17 protein-coding genes, 1 tRNA gene and 1 pseudogene are annotated in these 14583 nt (G+C 36.1%); 16 read left to right on the forward strand and 3 right to left on the reverse strand.

Annotated features, from left to right (window positions below):
- Positions 1–26: 26 nt before the first annotated feature.
- From QXQ25_03550 to QXQ25_03560, 3 genes are read left to right on the forward strand one after another with little or no spacing between them, the layout of a single operon-like run.
- A complete protein-coding gene (locus QXQ25_03550; GenBank protein MEM0160782.1) occupies positions 27–1145 on the forward strand; it encodes a Xaa-Pro peptidase family protein in 1119 nt (372 codons plus the stop codon).
- A 41-nt stretch (positions 1146–1186) separates the two neighbouring features.
- A complete protein-coding gene (locus QXQ25_03555; GenBank protein MEM0160783.1) occupies positions 1187–1969 on the forward strand; it encodes a 3-keto-5-aminohexanoate cleavage protein in 783 nt (260 codons plus the stop codon).
- Positions 1970–1974: 5 nt separating this feature from the next.
- Complete coding sequence (locus tag QXQ25_03560; protein ID MEM0160784.1) at positions 1975–2736, forward strand: SDR family oxidoreductase; 762 nt, start codon at positions 1975–1977, stop codon at positions 2734–2736.
- Positions 2737–2740: 4 nt separating this feature from the next.
- Here QXQ25_03560 and QXQ25_03565 read toward each other — a convergent pair whose 3' ends face one another.
- On the reverse strand, positions 2741–3067 hold the full coding sequence (locus QXQ25_03565; GenBank protein MEM0160785.1) for an SCP2 sterol-binding domain-containing protein: 327 nt from the start codon (positions 3065–3067) through the stop codon (positions 2741–2743).
- Positions 3068–3572: 505 nt separating this feature from the next.
- On the opposite strand from QXQ25_03565, the gene QXQ25_03570 reads away from it, so the two are divergent.
- The 4 genes from QXQ25_03570 to QXQ25_03585 all read left to right on the forward strand — a co-directional run bounded on the left by QXQ25_03570 (position 3573) and on the right by QXQ25_03585 (position 6103).
- Complete coding sequence (locus QXQ25_03570) at positions 3573–3779, forward strand: hypothetical protein (GenBank protein ID MEM0160786.1); 207 nt, start codon at positions 3573–3575, stop codon at positions 3777–3779.
- 19 nt (positions 3780–3798) lie between these two features.
- The gene (locus QXQ25_03575; GenBank protein ID MEM0160787.1) at positions 3799–4362 is read left to right on the forward strand and encodes a hypothetical protein; all 564 of its coding nucleotides are present in this window, start codon (positions 3799–3801) and stop codon (positions 4360–4362) included.
- A gap of 60 nt (positions 4363–4422) precedes the next feature.
- Positions 4423–5979, forward strand: coding sequence for a DEAD/DEAH box helicase (locus QXQ25_03580; GenBank protein MEM0160788.1), 1557 nt, complete (start codon positions 4423–4425; stop codon positions 5977–5979).
- 51 nt (positions 5980–6030) lie between these two features.
- Positions 6031–6103, forward strand: a tRNA-Ala gene (locus QXQ25_03585).
- A gap of 166 nt (positions 6104–6269) precedes the next feature.
- Here QXQ25_03585 and QXQ25_03590 read toward each other — a convergent pair.
- A pseudogene (locus QXQ25_03590) lies at positions 6270–6710 on the reverse strand (IS1634 family transposase).
- A 472-nt stretch (positions 6711–7182) separates the two neighbouring features.
- On the opposite strand from QXQ25_03590, the gene QXQ25_03595 reads away from it, so the two are divergent.
- The 8 genes from QXQ25_03595 to QXQ25_03630 all read left to right on the forward strand — a co-directional run bounded on the left by QXQ25_03595 (position 7183) and on the right by QXQ25_03630 (position 12654).
- Complete coding sequence (locus QXQ25_03595; GenBank protein MEM0160789.1) at positions 7183–8538, forward strand: divalent metal cation transporter; 1356 nt, start codon at positions 7183–7185, stop codon at positions 8536–8538.
- A gap of 12 nt (positions 8539–8550) precedes the next feature.
- Positions 8551–8760, forward strand: a complete 210-nt coding sequence (locus QXQ25_03600) for a hypothetical protein (protein ID MEM0160790.1) — start codon at positions 8551–8553, stop codon at positions 8758–8760.
- Positions 8761–8922: 162 nt separating this feature from the next.
- On the forward strand, positions 8923–9219 hold the full coding sequence (locus tag QXQ25_03605) for a hypothetical protein (GenBank protein MEM0160791.1): 297 nt from the start codon (positions 8923–8925) through the stop codon (positions 9217–9219).
- 87 nt (positions 9220–9306) lie between these two features.
- Positions 9307–11007 carry a succinate dehydrogenase/fumarate reductase flavoprotein subunit gene (locus QXQ25_03610; protein MEM0160792.1) on the forward strand — a complete coding sequence of 567 codons (1701 nt, stop codon included), beginning with the start codon at positions 9307–9309 and terminating at the stop codon, positions 11005–11007.
- Between the two features lie 9 nt (positions 11008–11016).
- Positions 11017–11745, forward strand: coding sequence for a succinate dehydrogenase/fumarate reductase iron-sulfur subunit (locus tag QXQ25_03615; protein ID MEM0160793.1), 729 nt, complete (start codon positions 11017–11019; stop codon positions 11743–11745).
- Between the two features lies 1 nt (position 11746).
- Positions 11747–12121, forward strand: coding sequence for a succinate dehydrogenase (locus tag QXQ25_03620; GenBank protein MEM0160794.1), 375 nt, complete (start codon positions 11747–11749; stop codon positions 12119–12121).
- 3 nt (positions 12122–12124) lie between these two features.
- Positions 12125–12475: a succinate dehydrogenase gene (locus QXQ25_03625; GenBank protein MEM0160795.1), complete on the forward strand. Its 351-nt coding sequence runs from the start codon at positions 12125–12127 to the stop codon at positions 12473–12475.
- A gap of 11 nt (positions 12476–12486) precedes the next feature.
- The gene (locus QXQ25_03630) at positions 12487–12654 is read left to right on the forward strand and encodes a Trm112 family protein (GenBank protein MEM0160796.1); all 168 of its coding nucleotides are present in this window, start codon (positions 12487–12489) and stop codon (positions 12652–12654) included.
- Here QXQ25_03630 and icd read toward each other — a convergent pair.
- The gene (gene icd / locus QXQ25_03635; GenBank protein ID MEM0160797.1) at positions 12646–13845 is read right to left on the reverse strand and encodes an isocitrate dehydrogenase (NADP(+)); all 1200 of its coding nucleotides are present in this window, start codon (positions 13843–13845) and stop codon (positions 12646–12648) included. The genes QXQ25_03630 and icd overlap by 9 nt on opposite strands.
- A gap of 464 nt (positions 13846–14309) precedes the next feature.
- Here icd and QXQ25_03640 point away from each other — a divergent pair.
- A partial coding sequence (locus tag QXQ25_03640) for an amino acid permease (protein ID MEM0160798.1) occupies positions 14310–14583 on the forward strand: 274 nt, incomplete at its 3' end.

The following is a 14583-nucleotide window of genomic DNA, read 5'->3' on the forward strand; positions in this document are numbered from 1 at the left end:
TAACGATAAATCGATTAGCTCTAAAGATGAATAACATGATTCTAGCGATCGGCTATGATAGTAGCAAAGCATCGTATTTAATAAAAGAAAAAAAGATAGAAGGAATATTATTAAGTACTCCTGAAAATGTTTATTATTTTACAGGAGCGCCAGTGCTTCCAGGTACAGGCAATCCAATCTTGTTTGCATTGCGAAACAACATTCCATCATTCGCATTTGTGGATAATGAAGGTAAAGTAACACTTTTCACATGGTTCGGAGTAACCATGGGAATAGATTATTCTGTATCTGATATCAGGAGCTATATGGATCTAAACGGTGCAATAGATGAATTAGCATCATTTATAGGCGAGAAGCTAGGCAATAATGCTAAAATCGGCATTGAATCTTTCTGCCCCTATATAATTACAGAGCTCTTAAATAAAAGCGGTATTACATTTGAGATAGTTGATGACCTTGTCAGCGAATTGCGCATAATAAAGAAAAAAGAAGAAATAGAATACATAAAAAAATCTATTGAAATAGCAGAACGGGCGTTATCTGAACCTATCAATAAAATCAAAGTAGGGGTGAACAGGAAAGAGCTCGCAAAAATACTGAGAGAAGCAATGATAAAAAATGGCGCAACTGCTATAGATCACTTAACAATAGCATTCGGGGCATCTAACCCGGAGGTTCTGATTGATGAAACACTGATTGAAGGGCAGATTGTTACGATAGATATAGGTGCGGTTTATGAAGGATATGTATCAGATATAAGAAGGTTATTTTTCAGTGGTTCTGATATTCCTCAAGCAACTAATGATTTGTATAAAAAGATGGTCCAGATAGTAGATAAGGTAAGTCAAGCACTAAAGCCAGGGGTAAAGTTTGGAGCAATCTATGATCTCGCGGTTGAACTTTACAGAAATGCAGGGCTAGAGCCCATGTTTATCAGTGTCGGGCACAGCATCGGAATTTTAACGGAAGAACTGTTGATTTTGCAAGGTAGTGAAATTAACATTGAAGAAAACATGGTTCTCAATATTGAGCTTTATGCTCCGGATGAAAATGGAGTAATGATCGGAGATGAAGAAACTTATGTAATAGAGAATGGAGAAAGTAAAAGACTCACAAAGCTTGAAAGAGAGATATTTAAAGTTTAGAACTGATAAGTTTAAATAGCACCATTAATATTTAAACAACCATGGAACCACTTATTATTACAGCCACTCCAAACATAAGCTGGTTGAATCCAAAAGTAAAATATCCCAAAAATCCAGAAGAAATGGCAGAATCTGCTAAGAAATGCACTGTTGCCGGAGCATCGATAATACATATTCATGCCGATAAAATGTGGGCAGAGACAATAAGAGCTTTGCGTAAAAAGACTCGGGCAATAATACAATGTGGTATGTCCAGTCTCAGCATTCAGGATAGATTAGAAGTTTTTTCAGAACATGCAGATATGATCTCTATAATTCTCGGGCACCATGATGAGGCGTTTATAAACTTAGATACAAACGTGCTGCATAATAGAGAAGAGCTGATAGAGTATTCAAAACTTATCAGGCAATATAAGCTTAGACCTGAATTTGAAGTCTGGCACACTGGCAATATCTGGAACCTGAACTATCTGATTGAAAGGAAATATCTAGATCCTCCTTATTTTTCAACACTATTTTTTGGCTGGCCTGGAGGAAACTGGACTCCTCCAACAATTGAAGAATATCTGTACCGGAAAAGGTTTATGCCAGAGAAGAGTGTGATAAATGTGAGCGTTATGGGCGCAGAGCAGAAAGATATAATCACTGCTGCAATATTGTTGGGAGATCATGTGAGGGTTGGAACTGAAGACAATCCTTTTATAGGGGATAAAGAAGCTACAACAGATCAACTGGTTGGGTGGGTATGCGATATCGCAAAATCGATAGGCAGAAAAGTTGCAACTGTGGAAGAGGCTAAACGGATTATTGGATTAAAGAGGTGAATATTATGGATAAAAGTGTTGCTATTATCACTGGTGGAGCGAGAGGAATAGGTGAGGCCACTGCTAAGCTATTTGCTGAAAAAGGATATACGGTAATCGTGATGGATATTATTGAAAGTAACGTCTGTACCGAAATAAACGGCAATGGCAGAGAGTGCATATTTATAAAATGCGACGTTTCTAAGGAAGAGCAAGTTAAGCAAGCTGTTACCAAGGTAATGAATCGATTTGGAAAGATAGATGCATTATTAAATATAGCAGGCATAGTGCTGGTAAAACCGGTGGATGAGATTACATGGGATGAATTTAGAAAAGTTGTGGATGTAAACATCGGTGGCACATTTTTGACAATAAAATATGTAGTTCCCGTGATGAAAAAACAGAATCACGGAGTGATTGTGAACATGGCATCTGTATCCGGTCATGTAGGTCAAGTAAGGCATTCGCTGTACGGAACTACGAAAGGTGGTATACTTGCAATGACCAGAGCACTGGCGTGGGAGCTTGCACCATACAATATTCGCGTAAATTCTGTGAGCCCAGGTTCAGTAGATACTCAGATGCTCAGAGACGATGTTGCAGGAGAGGCAGAACGGTTAAAAATAAGCTATAACGAAATAAAGAAGCAAAGAGAGGCAGAACAGGCATTTGGCAAATGGGCTGATCCGAAAGAGATAGCTGAAGCAATCTACTTTTTAGCCAGCGAATCTGCATCTTTCGTGAATGGAGCGGATTTATTGGTTGATGGTGGATGGGTTGCAAAATAGTTGCTCAGATCAACAGTTTCTGAAGCTTTAATAGATCTTCCATAGAACCTTTCACTTTAATTTTTCGAGTAGAATATGCAATAACAGGATTTACTTTTTTATCTATGATTCCTGCCAGAATGTCTGTAGTAGTGCTGACGAGAACATCTGGGGCACTGACAGATTCTTTTGAAAGCGTAGCATTACCATTTTCTATAGATAGCAGATACTGTTCTTTAGTGTCAGAAAAATCAAATTGTATCTTTTTCATGACATCTCTAAATTTTTCTTTTATTTCCGGATTTGAGAAACGGTCTCTTACCAGCACAAGAACAGGAAATATGTCTACCATGCCAATATCTACTTTAAACTATTATTTAAATATTTAGTTTTTGGCAATGGCAGAAATCAATCTTTATTTAACATTAAATTCATATGTATTATAAAGCATGTATAATAGATTATCTTTAAAAGTACGTTTCTCCTAATTTTTATATCTTAGAAATCAGCCATTTTATGAGACTTTTTACCTGTAACTATATAAACGTGATCTAAGGTTTATTTCCAATGTAATATTTTCAGGAGTAGAGATAAAAAACGTATTCGTATCAGTAATTAAGGCAGGAATAACTGCGTTAAAATATGGTATTGTCGAAGGAATGAAAATTGGGAGACATCAATGGAGCACATGGAAAAAGATGCATTATGCGACATACTAGAACTGTTCAATTCGAGTGTAGAGAAATAGAATTGTATAATAAGTTTTTTGAGCAAAGTAAAAACGAATAATACAGAAATGTTTATTTATAGTCTTGGATAATACCATTTAAAAACATGGAAAGGAGCGTTATGAAAAAATGGAAAAAATGTACGAGTATTTGAGCTTGACCATGATAATCTTCGGATTCATATCTCTTTTAACCGGGGTATTTATAACATATACTATAAAGGCCCTAACAAACATGTTTTTCTTTGAGGATCTTTTCATTGGAATCATAATGTTTTTCCTGTTCATAATAGGTAGCATGATAGTTTGGATATTTGGCATAAAATCCAGAAAATAAAAAAATGGAGGACAAAAACATGGCAGATTCAACAGCCACAAAAAATCAGATAGAATTCATAAAAAAGCTTTGTGAAGATAGTAGTGATAGAGAATCTAAGGTAACGGAATATTTGAACATAAAGGGCAAAGATGATGTTAAGGATCTATCTATGCAAGAAGCCTCTGAATTGATAGACTCTCTGAAAAAGATCAAGGGGCCTGAATCCGATAAGAAAGATGTACTCGCAACAGGAAAGCAGCTCACATTTATTACAAAGTTGCAGGATACAGAAGAGCGAAAAAACCAGATAAGCAGCTACTTAGCAGAGAAAAAGAAAGAGAACATAAACAGCCTTACTATGTCTGAAGCATCATCTTTAATAGACAGGCTTATGCAATTGAAAGGTGGGCCAAGAACAAACAGTGCTGATAACTTAGCCACAAAAAAGCAGATCCAGTTTATCAAGAATCTACAGGATACAGATTCAAAATTAAGATTTGCGCTGAGTTACTTGAAGGATCTTAAAAAGATGAGCGTGGAAGAGCTCACAAAAAAAGAAGCATCGACGCTTATTGAAAAATTGAAAGATATAAAAAAATAGTTATAATCTTTTTTAAAATGTAAAAATATTTAAGTGAATATTTATTACAAGTTCATAAATATGGATTATATAGTTCATCCTTTTATTAACAAAGATAAAATCGAAGCTCGAGAATTTCAGGTAAAAATTGCAAAAAACTCACTTGAAAAAAATACACTTGTAATTTTGCCTACAGGGATGGGTAAAACGGTTATTGCTACGCTTGCAATAGTAAACGTTTTGAAAGAGAAAGGACCAAAAATATTGTTTTTAGCACCTACTCGGCCACTTGTAAAGCAACATGAATACACACTTACAGATTTTATATGTGGATTTAAAATTGGCAGCGTTACGGGTTTGGTAGACAGCAAAACTCGTAAAAAAGTATGGGACGATAATGATATTATAATTGCTACACCTCAGGTCGTAGAAAGCGACTTAAAAAATAATTTGATAGATCCGTCCCAGTTTAAGCTTGTGATATTTGACGAGGCACACAAATCAATTGGCAACTACGCATATACTTTTCTAAGCAATGTATTCAGCAAATATTCTCATATCATAGGGTTTACAGCCTCGCCAAGCTCGAAGGCCGAAAAGATAGAAGAGATAATGCGCAATTTACAGATTGGCAATTTAGAAGTAAGAAATGAAAGTGATGAAGATATAAGTGAGTATTCTCACGAGATCAGCATAGACTGGTATAGATTAGACATGCCTGCAGAATTGGCTCCATTGCATAGCCAGCTGAAACAGTTATATAATGATATTATCTTAATGCTTGAAAAATCTTCTTTATTTTCAGGCAGCACAAAAATAACCAAGCGAAATCTCATTGAGGCTCAAAAAAAGGCAAGCATATTTATTAAAGAGGGTAAAAAAGAGTATTTTTCAATAATATCTACAATTTCCATGGCGATCAAGGTGGATCAGGGGATAGAATATCTAGAAACACAGGGCTTTGATTCTTGTAAAGAATACCTGGAAAAGATAGTAACTGCTGGAAACTCAGAAGCGGGATCTAAAGCAGATAAAAAACTCGTAAAAACAGTAGGATTCGTCAATGCTGTAATCACTGCCAGAAACTTAGCAGAGAAAAATATAGAAGATCCAAAATTAAGTGCCATTTTGAAGCTAGTAAAACGCCAGATCTCTATTAAGCCAGATTCAAGGATAATAGTTTTTACAAATTTCAGAAATGTAAATAACAACATTTACGAATCATTAAAAAAAATAGAAGGTATAAAACCTCTGAGATTTGTGGGGCAGGCAAATAAAGAGTCTGATGCGGGGCTAACACAAAAAGAACAGGCTGAAATATTGGATAGATTTAGGAGCGGAGAGTTTAATGTTTTAGTATCTACACAGGTTGGTGAGGAAGGTCTGGATATCCCGCAAACAGATCTGGTAATATTTAATGAGCCCATTCCTTCCGAGATCAGAAGCATTCAGAGACGTGGAAGAACAGGCAGAAAAAGAGCTGGTAAAGTAGTAATTCTGATTTATAGAAATACAAGAGACGAAATATATTTCTGGTCCAGCAAAAATAAAGAACGGAAGATGAAAACTCAGATCGAGAAGCTGAAAAATACTGATCATAGAAAAAAGAAGGGACAGACCACAATATTTGAATTTTGAAGCAACAGCAACTATAAATAACTCTTTGTAATATTCGATTGTATACAGAGTGGGCTGGTAGATCAGTTGGTAGATCGCCTCCTTGGCATGGAGGAGGCCCTGGGTTCAAATCCCAGCCAGTCCATTAGTACTGGACTCTAAAGTTTTTGGGCTCAGAAAAAAGTTCAACTTTCTCACCTCGTTTATAGCGTCTTTTTGAGATGGATGCAGATAGATCTGCGTACTAGACGGATTTTCATGCCTTAATAATCGAGCAACATAATAGACAGACAGCCTTTTTTTCAATAATTCTGTGGCATATGTATCTGTTTAGAGTTATATCTAAGTTCAAGAAATGAGATATTCTCCAATCTGGATAATATTGTCATTGTATCTATGAGAACGTGCTCATCTCTCTCTGTAAGTACTCTCATGACCTTAATGCTCTAGTCCTCAGGAAGATGGAAGAGCATTCTTGACAGGGGATCAGGAGACATACTCTCATCCATTATCCTTGCCAGATATGTCTTCTCATACATGTAATGCACGGATTTCATGGGTAATGATTGTATGTTCCTATATTCATAAACCTCTCTTATGCCAGTTATGGGACTTTTCTTCACTATACCGTTCTTTGTAACTACACCAATGTATTCCCTCGTCACCTTCCTTTCTCTCTTGAGACTCTTGTCATACCTCTTCATGAGCTTATAGGCATAATATCGATCACCAAAATTCCTAATCTCTATCAGTTTTCTCTTCTGCTTTGTAACTCAATCTGGTAGAGTATTAATATACTGTATATATACGGAATATCTATATTTAATGTTTTGGAGATCAATATGTTACCAGGAATTGTAATATACCAGGTTCTATAACGATTCATGAAAAGATATCCATCATTCTATTCCGTAAAAAATAGAGAGTTAAGGTTTGAATGACTTTTATTATACATTACGGGAATTGTTAGACAGACTATTCCCTAATCTGTTTTTATCAGCAGTAATAAAGAAAAAGCAGATGAATGCTCTAATCACGTTGTAAAAGACATAAAAATTTTAAAAATATAAATAAATAATCGTTGTCTCAGTGTAAAGACTTGTTGAAGTATAGAAAACTGCTAAATGACCGTTGCAATACTGACAATGTTCAATTAAAGAAAGCCTTATAAGGAATGAAAAATTACTCGTGGGTTAAAAACTATAATAAACAGAAGCGGTTAGTATGGTGCAGATAGATATAAATAAAAAACTTGCAGAACTTCCAACTGATATAAGGGTTAGAACATTAGATAGACTGAAAATAACTGCACTGAGACATAATAAAAAGAGTGCATTTGCCAGAATTATTTTGATGCTGACGCTTATAGGACCTGGCATACTTGTAATGATTGCAGATAACGATGCTGGAGGTGTGGTAACTTATGCTCAAACAGGCTCAGTTTTTGGAATCGGCTTCTTTATCCCGTTCATGGTGCTGATGATCCCTGTAGCATATGTGGTCCAAGAAATGACGATAAGGCTCGCTGCAGTAACAAGAAGAGGGCATGCAGAAATGATATGGCAGAGATATGGGAGTTTCTGGGGCGCTTTTTCACTGATAGATTTGATGGTCGCAAATTCACTCACATTGGTTACTGAATTTATTGGTATAACATTTGGGCTGAGCATGTTTGGAGTCAAACCAATATACGCAGTAATCTTTAGTATTTTGGTTGTGTTAACAATAACACTTACGCTAAGGTACTATAAATGGGAGCGCGTAAGTCTTACCATTGCGGCATTAAACCTTGTATTTGTACCACTTGTATTGTTTTCACATCCGAATGTGGGACTTGTAGCTCAGAGTTTTGCAACATGGAAGATTAATGGAGGTATAACTTCGCTTTTCATTTATGTGCTTTTAGCAAATATAGGTACTACGATAGCACCTTGGATGCTATTTTTCCAGCAATCAGCAGAAGTAGATAAAGGAACAGTTCCTGAGGACATAAAAGCAGCGAGAAGAGACACATTAATAGGGGCCTGCGTAATGGGAATTGTTGCAATATCAATAATAATTTTAACAGCAACACTTGTGTACAGCCCAAGTATACATCCTTCCAGCGGATATGATATGCAATATATTCTTACTACAATATCCAGCAAAATAGGTATAATCCCTGTAAAGCTCTTTGCTCTCGGACTAATAGAGGCTGGGCTTATAGCAACTATCGCCATAACTGCAAGTACTTCCTGGGCAGTAGGTGAAGCTTTCCAGTGGCCAAAAAGCATAAATTTACCATTCTGGCAAGGTAGAAAATTTTACGCTCCTGGAATGATAAGTTTGTTAATAGCTGCAATAATAGTACTGATCCCAAATATCTCTCTCGGATTTCTTAACCTAACAGTGCAGGTAATAGCCTCTATATTTATGCCTGCGGCATTGCTATTTCTTCTTCTACTTATAAATGATAAAGAGATAATGGGTAAGTATGCAAATACAAAATTTCAGAACACAGCAGTAATATCGATCATGTCAGTGCTTATACTCATGAGCGGCTTATATGGCATATCGTTGATATTTCCAAATTTATTTTGATGGTGCTTAAATATGAAAATTAAAGATGAAGATTACACATTTATAAAAAACGACGAAGATTGGCAAAAGTTTTTAGAAGAAGAGAAACTTTTAGAAGACCACACAAAACCTGTTAAAAAAGCAAAAATAAAAGGATGGATAAAGGTCGCATTCTGGTTTTTAAGAGCGTATGTAGTAGTAATGGTTATACTTGTTTTTCTTGGATTCATGCATATTTTATAAGCCTAAAAAAAGATATTATAGAGATTGTCTCTAATACCTAATAATCTAATAAATGACTTAAGCAAAGCTTCCGAAATAGCCTCAATCCTTCGCGCGTATAATAATAAAGAGGTCTGAGTAGATACCTTCGACGATAGATTGCGGAATCAGAAAAACATTTATTTGGTTGACGAACTCGGTTATGAATCTGGTTGGTATTTAAGAGATCCTTACATAATACCAAAAAAGAATGCCACATTAAATGGATCAATAAAATGGAAAAACAGGATGAAAGAATTTATAGAAAATACATTGGAGTATCTGGGGCAATATTATTTAAGGAACAAATCTGAAAATGGACTTTCTGCAGATGAGAAAATGCTAGGCTGGTCTGTAATGCAAAAAAGGGATGACAGAATAGATTGTGTTATCAAAACTATTGGCCTTTTGCATAATTTATTCAATGTTGGTAGATATTAGAATTTTGTTCCACTACCAAATCCATGAAAATTTTTAAGTAATACTACAATATACTCTATATTATTAGTAATAGAAAGGTAGGTTTTTATGGAAACGTATACACATGATATATTAATTTTAGGAACTGGGCTTGCAGGTATGCGAGCTGTAATTGCAGCAGCAGAAAAAGATCCAAATGTCAGCATTGCAATGATCTCTAAATTATATCCAATGCGTTCACACTCTATCGCTGCAGAGGGTGGTTCTGCCGCAGTGATAAGCGAGAAAGATAGTTTTGATCTTCATGCGTATGATACTATAAAAGGTGGAGACTATCTAGGAGATCAGGATGCAATAGAATTTTTTGTCCGGCAAATGCCACAGGAGATACTGGACTTAGATCATTGGGGCTGTCCATGGAGCAGAAATGAAGACGGGACAATTGCTCAGAGACCATTTGGTGGGCACAGTTATCCAAGGGCAACGTTTGCGGCAGATAAGACAGGCTTTCATGAGCTACATACCATGTATGAGCATAGCTTATTATTCAGTAACATTACAAAGTACAACGAATTCTTTGCGACATCCATAATTCTTGAAAACAATGAATTCAGGGCACTGACAGCCATAGATATCAAGACTGGAGAGATGGTTCTATTCAAAGGCAAGGCTCTTGTTATAGCCACTGGTGGAGCGGGTAGAATATACTCTTTCACCACTTATTCTCACACTGTTACTGGTGATGGTAATACAATGGCATTCAGGGCAGGGTTAGCCTTAAAAGACATGGAATTTATACAGTTTCATCCGACGGCGATTGTACCTTCTGGTATTCTCATAACTGAAGCTGCGAGAGGTGAAGGTGGTTATTTATTGAATAAAGATAATGAGAGATTTATGAAAAACTATGCACCATCAAAGCTTGAGCTGGCACCCAGAGATATAGTGTCAAGATCTATTATGTGGGAGATAGAAGCAGGGCGCGGTTTTACTGGTGAAAACGGGCCATATGTATTGCTTGATATCAGGCATCTGGGTAAGGAGAAAATAGATGACAGATTGCCTATGATAAGGGATATTGCAATAAAGTTCAATAACATAGATCCTGTAAAAGAGCCTATACCTATTCGCCCGGCAGCGCATTATTCAATGGGAGGCATAGCTGTAAATGTAAATACAGAAACCTCTGTAAAAGGAGTGTTTTCTTCAGGAGAAGCGTCTTGTGTAAGCATTCATGGAGCTAACAGGCTTGGTTCAAACTCTACTGCTGAATGTGCAGCATTCGGAAAAGTTTCTGGAGAGAAGGCATTAGAGTATGCAAAAACGCATCAGTTTCATGATATTCCTATGGATCCAGTAAAACTGGAAGAGAAAAGAATATTCGATACAATCTTAAAACGCAAGGGTGACGAGGAAATTGGAAATTTGAGAACATTGCTGGGATCTACTATGCAGGAAAAAGTGGGAATATTCAGAACTGAAAAAGACCTAATAGAAGGCTTGAAGATTATAAGAGATATAAATAAAAGAGTATTGAATATAGAAGTGAAAGATAAGACTAGCAAGTATAATACGAATCTGATCCAGTATCTTGAGCTAGAGTTTTCTGCAGAGCTTGCAGAAGTGATTGCAATGGGAGCATTAGCAAGGACAGAAAGCAGAGGTTCGCACTACCGTCGTGATTATCCAAAGAGGGATGACGTGAACTGGATGAAGCATACAATTGCAGTAAAGAGAAAAGATGGAATTTCTATTTCATATATACCGGTCAGTGTTACTAAATGGCAACCAGAAGAGCGTAAATATTGAGGTGAGCAAATGAGTGATATTTATTTAAACATTATGCGAGGAAATTCAGAGTCTTCCAAGTTTGTAGAGTATAAAGTCCCTTTTGTAAAAGGTATGACTGTTTTGGATGCACTTTTATATATTAAAGAGCATATTGACCCAACGCTTGCTGTTCGATATTCTTGCAGAATGGAAATTTGTGGAAGCTGTGCAGTAATGGTCAACGACAAGCCACATACTGCTTGCTCGACCCAGATAGAGACGCTCAAGACAGATCATATAAAAGTAGAGCCTTTGAGTGGGTTTAAATGGGAAAAGGATTTAATAGTGGATTTCCAGCCGTTTTATGATAAGCATGAATCTGTGATACCCACACTAATAAGAAAAGATCATGTTGAGGGAGAGCTGATACAGAGCCCAAAACAGCTGGCTAAATATCGTCAGTTTTCATTATGTATTAAGTGTGGAGTATGCTTAGCAGCTTGTCCTATTTCAAATTCAGACAGCAATTATCTCGGTCCTGCAGCATTAACTGCAGCATACCGATTCAACATTGATAGCAGAGATCAAGGAAAAGATAAGAGACTTGCAATAGTAAGCAGTCCGGAAGGATGCTGGAGATGCCATTTTGCTGCTGAATGCAGTGAAGCGTGCCCTAAAGATGTAGATCCTGCTTACGCGATACAGAAATTGAAGGTAGAGAGTGCAGTATTTGAAATAAAGCGTTTATTTACCGGTAAGAAGAAGGAGGAGAAATAATATGGATCTTAAAAAGTCTTTAAACTGGATTAAGATTAGAGGCAGGCACATACACGAAGGATTTGCCTTTTTGATTCACAGAGTCACAGGTTTGATAATACTGATCTATTTAATAGTGCATCTTGGAGCTTTGACACAGATAATTACTGGGCACTATTCATCGTTTTTATCTACTGTAGAAAGCCCTCCATTCATAGCGCTGGATATTCTTTTGTTTCTTGCCATAATATATCATGGTATGAACGGAATAAGGTTGATATTTTCAGAACTAGGAATCGGAGCAAGAAAGAACAAGCTGTTCTTCTATGTGATGATGGGGATCGGGTTAGTAATATGGATCGCAGCTGCGTATATAGTTGCAACAGGAGGTCTATAAACTATGGCAAACAATGAAAGTATAAAAGGCAGGCTCGAACCGATCGCATGGCTATTTCAGATATTTACAGCTATATTTCTAGTATTTTTCTTGACCGTGCATCTAATACTCGCACACATCTATGGAATATCTAATGATTTGTTGAATGTGATACTTAACAACCTGAAAAATCCATGGTGGCAAGCGTTCTATATAGTTTTCATAATAGCACTGGCATATCACGGCACTAATGGGCTCAGAGGCGTGATATTCGATATGAACGTCAAAAATAAAAAAGCATGGAATGCATTGTTCTGGGCAATGGCACTGATAATTATAGGGTATGGCACATTTTTGCTTTATGCCATCCACTAATCTTTTTTTATATGAAACTTGAAAATATTAAACTTTTATGCTGCCCTATCTGCAGAGAATCTCTAGAATTGGAGATTGAAGAAATAGATGGAGACAAGGTTAAAAATGGGTTTCTGGCCTGCAGAAAATGTGGTAAAAAATATAAGATAGAAAATTACATAGCCAGATTTTTAGATTGACTGCATATTGTTTATAACAGCCTGTGCAAATTCTGAAGTTTTTAATGAACTGATCCCGACTAGCCTGGCAATATCATTTGTAAATTGTCTATTTGCGAACGTTTTTTCTATAGCTTTTTCAATAATAGACGCTACTTCCGTCCATCCAATATATTCAAACATCATCTTTCCACTTAATATTAATGATGTGGGATTTGCTACGTTTTTATCTGCATATTTTGGTGCAGAACCATGTACCGGTTCATACAGTGCTGCAAAATCTCCAATATTAGCGCTAGGTGCCAATCCTAATCCTCCAATCTGCGCAACTACGGCATCGCTGAGATAGTCCCCATTCAGATTTGGCGTAATGATCACGTTGTATTCTGCAGGCCTTGTAAGCATCTGCTGAAACATACTATCTGCAATTCGGTCATTGATTATTATTCTCTTATCTGATGATACACTACCAAGCTCATCTTCTCTAATGAATTTATCTGGATATTCTTCTTTAGCTACTTCATAGCACCATTCTCTAAAAGCACCTTCTGTATATTTCATTATATTCCCTTTGTGCACAATTGTAACCTTTTTCTTTCCATTATTAATTGCAAAATCAAAACCTTTTCTTGCTATTCTCTTCGTGCCAAATTCTGAAATTGGTTTGATGCCGATCCCTGAATTTTCTCTTATGTTAACATTATATCTGCTCTTTAGAAATTCTATAATTTCTTTGCTTTCTTTAGAATCATAAGCCCATTCAATACCCATATACAGATCTTCAGTATTTTCCCTAAATATTATTGTATCAACAAGTTCTGGATTGCGCATAGGGCTAGGTACACCCCTGAAATATCTCACAGGTCTGATACTTGCATAAAGATCAAGTTCCTGCCTAATTGCAATGTTGATGCTTCTGAACCCTCCACCTATTGGTGTGGTAAGCGGCCCCTTAATAGCTACCACGTATTCTTTTATTTTAGAAAGAGTTTCTCTTGGCAATAGTTCACCAGTTTGCCTCACTGATTTTTCTCCGGCAAATATCTCTAGCCAATCTATCGATCTTTCATCTTTATATGCTTTCTCTACAGCAAAGTTCCAAACTTTCATGGAGGCTTTCATTATGTCTGAACCTATGCCATCTCCCAGAATATATGGAATGGTAACAGTGTTAGGAACTGTTAACTTATTATTCGAGATCGTAATTTTCATAATTAATCACTTTTATAGTTAATAATATAGTCTCCCACTATTATAACATTTTCTGTTAGTCTCTTCGTAACAGGTCACGGATCTGTAGTTAATTCTCATAAGGTAACGAGCATGAAGCGTATTTAAAGGATAAAAGATCTATTTTTATCTTGTAATAATATATTGATATTATATTTTATTAAAGACACATTCTTTTAGATTGCAACATCATAAAACTGAGCTATTACTTTTTTTGAAGGTATTTATGTCATTTTGAAATGATTGTATCCTTTAGCATAAGATATTTAATGATTGAAGCACTTAATATGAATCTTTAAAAAATCATTTCAGAATGAAAACAATATAATTATATATTTTTTGTGATTATATTCTAAAAATCATTTAAAATATTAATATTATATTAATTTTGATGCAATTTTTAATAGAAAAATCTAAATAGAGTTTAAAATATAACTTCAGTTGAGGTGAATAAAACGAGTGACCAACCTAAAATGGAAAATAGTGAAGTAGCAGAAAAAATAGCAGTTCAGTCAGATAAGAAACTGAGAAAGGCATTGAGCTTTCAAGATCTTTTCTTTCTCTCTATGGGCGGAATAATTGGTTCTGGATGGCTTCTTGGTGTTGCTGCAGGGGCATCATTAGCAGGTCCTGGCGCAATACTGTCTTGGATTATCGGCGGAGTAATAGTTTTGTTCATAGCTTTGACCTTTGCAGAAATTTCCAGCGCAGTTCCAAAAA

This window comes from Thermoplasmata archaeon (assembly GCA_038729465.1).
In the GTDB taxonomy this organism is placed as follows: Archaea; Thermoplasmatota; Thermoplasmata; order Thermoplasmatales; family ARK-15; genus JAVRLB01.

Bases quoted from the DNA above. Each gene is read 5' to 3' on its own strand.
- QXQ25_03570 (MEM0160786.1), top strand. From the start codon at position 3,573: ATGGAAAAAATGTACGAGTATTTGAGCTTGACCATGATAATCTTCGGA.
- QXQ25_03560 (MEM0160784.1), top strand. From the start codon at position 1,975: ATGGATAAAAGTGTTGCTATTATCACTGGTGGAGCGAGAGGAATAGGT.
- QXQ25_03615 (MEM0160793.1), top strand. From the start codon at position 11,017: ATGAGTGATATTTATTTAAACATTATGCGAGGAAATTCAGAGTCTTCC.
- QXQ25_03595 (MEM0160789.1), top strand. From the start codon at position 7,183: ATGGTGCAGATAGATATAAATAAAAAACTTGCAGAACTTCCAACTGAT.
- QXQ25_03580 (MEM0160788.1), top strand. From the start codon at position 4,423: ATGGATTATATAGTTCATCCTTTTATTAACAAAGATAAAATCGAAGCT.
- QXQ25_03565 (MEM0160785.1), bottom strand. From the start codon at position 3,067: ATGGTAGACATATTTCCTGTTCTTGTGCTGGTAAGAGACCGTTTCTCA.
- QXQ25_03610 (MEM0160792.1), top strand. From the start codon at position 9,307: ATGGAAACGTATACACATGATATATTAATTTTAGGAACTGGGCTTGCA.
- QXQ25_03620 (MEM0160794.1), top strand. From the start codon at position 11,747: ATGGATCTTAAAAAGTCTTTAAACTGGATTAAGATTAGAGGCAGGCAC.
- QXQ25_03630 (MEM0160796.1), top strand. From the start codon at position 12,487: ATGAAACTTGAAAATATTAAACTTTTATGCTGCCCTATCTGCAGAGAA.
- icd (MEM0160797.1), bottom strand. From the start codon at position 13,845: ATGAAAATTACGATCTCGAATAATAAGTTAACAGTTCCTAACACTGTT.
- QXQ25_03575 (MEM0160787.1), top strand. From the start codon at position 3,799: ATGGCAGATTCAACAGCCACAAAAAATCAGATAGAATTCATAAAAAAG.
- QXQ25_03625 (MEM0160795.1), top strand. From the start codon at position 12,125: ATGGCAAACAATGAAAGTATAAAAGGCAGGCTCGAACCGATCGCATGG.
- QXQ25_03550 (MEM0160782.1), top strand. From the start codon at position 27: ATGAATAACATGATTCTAGCGATCGGCTATGATAGTAGCAAAGCATCG.
- QXQ25_03600 (MEM0160790.1), top strand. From the start codon at position 8,551: ATGAAAATTAAAGATGAAGATTACACATTTATAAAAAACGACGAAGAT.
- QXQ25_03555 (MEM0160783.1), top strand. From the start codon at position 1,187: ATGGAACCACTTATTATTACAGCCACTCCAAACATAAGCTGGTTGAAT.